General features: G+C 67.0%; 4 protein-coding genes. 1 reads left to right on the top strand and 3 read right to left on the bottom strand.

Features of this window, described 5'->3' with window-relative positions:
• Positions 1-75 precede the first annotated feature (75 nt).
• Positions 76-531: a nucleoside deaminase gene (locus tag ACOMG5_RS17555; RefSeq protein WP_420345077.1), complete on the top strand. Its 456-nt coding sequence runs from the start codon at positions 76-78 to the stop codon at positions 529-531.
• On the opposite strand, the gene ACOMG5_RS17560 is transcribed toward ACOMG5_RS17555, so the two are convergent.
• The 3 genes from ACOMG5_RS17560 to ACOMG5_RS17570 form a co-directional block, all read right to left on the bottom strand.
• Positions 515-1,351, bottom strand: coding sequence for a patatin-like phospholipase family protein (locus ACOMG5_RS17560; RefSeq protein WP_374333763.1), 837 nt, complete (start codon positions 1,349-1,351; stop codon positions 515-517). The genes ACOMG5_RS17555 and ACOMG5_RS17560 overlap by 17 nt on opposite strands.
• Positions 1,348-2,412 (bottom strand): phosphotransferase family protein, encoded by a 1,065-nt coding sequence (locus tag ACOMG5_RS17565; protein WP_420345075.1) that lies wholly within the window; start codon positions 2,410-2,412, stop codon positions 1,348-1,350. Before ACOMG5_RS17565 ends, ACOMG5_RS17560 begins: the two co-directional genes overlap by 4 nt.
• Positions 2,402-2,828 (bottom strand): alpha/beta fold hydrolase (locus ACOMG5_RS17570; RefSeq protein ID WP_420345076.1); only part of this gene is annotated, 427 nt, incomplete at its 5' end. The genes ACOMG5_RS17570 and ACOMG5_RS17565, both read right to left, overlap by 11 nt.

The following is a 2,828-nucleotide window of genomic DNA, read 5'->3' on the forward strand; positions in this document are numbered from 1 at the left end:
GATCACCTTGGCGATGCGTTCACCCTCGAATTCGCTCATCTTGACCCGTCACCCATGATTGCCTCAATTGGCACGATGCGACTGAATCTGCCAGCCCCCCTCGAAATCGCCTTCGCGGAGGCCGAAGCCGCCGCAGCCCGTGGCGAAGTGCCGGTGGGCGCCGTGGTGGCGGACAAGGTGGGAACCGTGATCGCCCGGGCCGGCAACCGCACCCTCGAACTGAAGGACCCCACGGCCCATGCCGAGCTGCTGGCGATCCGCCGGGCAGCGGAAATCCTCGGTTCGGAGCGCCTGACCGACTGCGACCTCTTCGTCACGCTTGAACCCTGCGCCATGTGCGCCGCCGCCATCTCCTTCGCCCGCATCCGCCGCCTCTATTTCGCGGCCAGCGACGAGAAGATGGGCGCGGTGGAACACGGCCCGCGTTTCTATTCGCAGGCGACCTGCCACCACGCGCCGGACGTCTACAGCGGTCTCGGCGAAGAACGGGCGAAAATGCTGCTGAAGGATTTCTTCAGGTCGCGGCGATGAGCCGCTTCTCGAGCTCGCGCTTCAACTGGTCCTTCGCCGGCTGCGCCTGTTCCAGCACCTCGCGGATGCGGAAGAAATCGCCGCCCGAGAAGCTGTCGATGGCGGGCCTGACATATATGTCCGGCGGGCTGATCTCCCGGCGCAGGCTGGCCACCTGGTTGAACAGGATCAGCAGCGATCCCACCGCCAGTTCCATGTTGGAGCGGTTCGCCCCATTGGCCTCGCGCGGCCGCCCCGAGACATCGACCGCCACCACGATGTCCATGCCCTCGCGCACATGATTGAAAGGCACCGGATTGGTGACGCAGCCATCGACATAGCTGTGCCCGTCATACTGCGTGCCGAGGATGACACCCGGAATGGCAATGGACGCGCCCACCGCCTTGGCCAGCGGGCCTCGCTCGATCACCCGCTCTTCCATCGCATCGAAATCGGTGGCGATGACCTTGAAGGGGATCGGCAAGTCCTCGATCAGCGCCGGCAGGCTCTCCGGCAGCACCAGCCCCGCCAGCTTCTCGCCATGCACATGCAGCGAGGCGAGGCCGCGCAGCGCCAGCAGTTCGAACGGGTTCACGCGCTTCTGCCCGAAGGCGAATTTCAGCGCCCCGATGCGGTCCGACAGCAGCAACTCGGCGCGCTCGCGGATCTCCCGCGCGCTCATGCCCCCGGCATAGGCCGCACCCAGCAGCGAACCGATGGAACAGCCCGCGATCACCTTCGGCTTGATCCCCAGCTCGTCGAACACCTCGAGCACCGGGATATGCGCCAGCCCGCGCGCACTGCCACCGCCCAGCGCCAGCCCGATCGAAGGTCCGCTCATGCGCCCGCCTTCCGCGCGAAAGACCACGCCGTCTCGGCCAGAGGCCGCACCTGCCGCGCCATCGCCGCAGCCTCGGCATTGGCCGCCGTTCCGTCGCGCACCCGCCCCAGGATGCCCTGCAGGATCGCCGCCAGCCGGAAGAAATTATAGGCCATGTAGATCGAAAGCTCCGGAATGCCGTTCCGCCCCGTGCGGCGGCAGTAATCGGCGATATAGGCCTCGATGGCCGGAACGCCCGGATCGGTTTCGTGCCCCAGCAGCGAACCGACGCCTGCACCCGTCTCCGACACCGGCATGAACCACTGCATCAAATGATAGGTGAAATCGGCCAGCGGGTCGCCCAGCGTCGAAAGCTCCCAGTCCAGCACCGCGATGACGCGCGGCTCAGTGGGGTGGACGATGCAATTGTCGAGCCGGAAATCGCCATGCACGATGGCCGCACCCGAGTCTGCCGGACACACGCCCGGAAGCCAGGCGATGAGCCGGTCCATCTCCGGAATCGTCTCGGTTTCGGAGGCGCGGTACTGCTCGCTCCAGCGCTTGATCTGCCGCCCGACATATCCCTGCGGCCTGCCGAAGTCGCCGAGCCCGATGGAGGCCGGGTCGATCCCGTGCAGTTGCGCGATGGTGGCATTGAGCGAGTCGAACAGTGCCGCACGGTCGGCGCCGGAGAGCCCCGGCGCCTGCGGCTCCCAGAACACCCGGCCCTCGGCATGCTCCATCACATAGAAGGCCGCCCCGATGACGCTGTCATCGGCGCAGAGCTGCAGCGGCCGCGCCACCGGAAACCCGGCCTCCGCCAGCGCCGCTGTCACCCGATACTCGCGCTCGATGGCATGGGCCGAGGGCAGCAGCTTGCCGAAGGGCTTGCGCCGCAGCACATAGGATCGGCCGGGCGTCACCAGCTTGTAGGTCGGGTTCGATTGACCGCCCTTGAAGCGCGCCAGCGTCAGCGGCCCGGCAAAGCCCGCGATGTGCTGCGCGAGATGGGTCTCGAGTGCGACGGCATCGATGTCTGAGGCGGTGGTGCCGGAGAAGGCCTGCTGTCGGTCAATGCGCATGGCGGTCCAGGAAGGGCAGCAGCGCGTCGAGCACCGCCTGCGGATTTTCCTCGGCGACGAAGTGGCCGGAGTCGATGCCCTGGCCCTCGACGCTGTCGCACCACTCGTGCCAGGTTTCGAGCGGCCCGTCGGTCTCGCTCGGAATGCCGGCGGTTCCCCACAGCGCCAGCGTCGGGCAGGCGATCTTGCGGTCCGCCGCGTGGTCCACCACGTCGGCAGCGAGATCATAGGTCGCGCCGGCGCGATAGTCGTTGCAGGTGGCGTGGATGTGCTCAGGCGTCGCGTAATGCAGCCGGTATTCCGACAGCGCCTCGTCGCTGAAGGCCGAAAGGTCCTTCGCTTTCGTCCAGCTCGCGATGGTGTAGTCGAGGTAGCCCACCGGGTTCTGCTCGATCAACATCTCGGGCAGCGGGTGC

It is taken from the genome of Paenirhodobacter sp., assembly GCF_041916475.1.
Classification (GTDB): Bacteria; Pseudomonadota; Alphaproteobacteria; order Rhodobacterales; family Rhodobacteraceae; genus Rhodobacter.